Annotated in this window: 1 pseudogene; it reads left to right on the top strand. The window is 37.0% G+C overall.

The features are described from left to right. Positions 1-327: pseudogene (locus SB775_RS28285) on the top strand (nucleotide sugar dehydrogenase); the annotation flags it as partial.

Genomic DNA, 327 nt, shown 5'->3' with positions numbered 1-327 from the left:
ACATTAATTCAAACCGCATTTCTACTTTGATTAGCGGTACAGATTACACAAATGAAGTAACTGACGAAGAACTAAAAAAAGTAAATATCGACTTTACAGCAGATGGTTTGAAATTGAAAGACACAGATTTCATTATCGTAGCAGTGCCAACCCCGATTAATGAGCACAATCAGCCAGATTTAACTCCTCTTCTTAAAGCATCAGAAACTGTTGGTAGAAACTTAGCGAAAGGAACAATTGTGGTGTTCGAATCTACAGTATATCCTGGAGCAACTGAAGAAGAGTGTGTACCAGTCCTTGAAAAATTTTCCGGATTAAAATGCGGTA

Source organism: Peribacillus sp. SIMBA_075 (genome assembly GCF_046534585.1).
The sequence above is the reverse complement of the archived record's forward strand: the minus strand, read 5'-3'. Positions and strand labels throughout refer to the sequence as shown.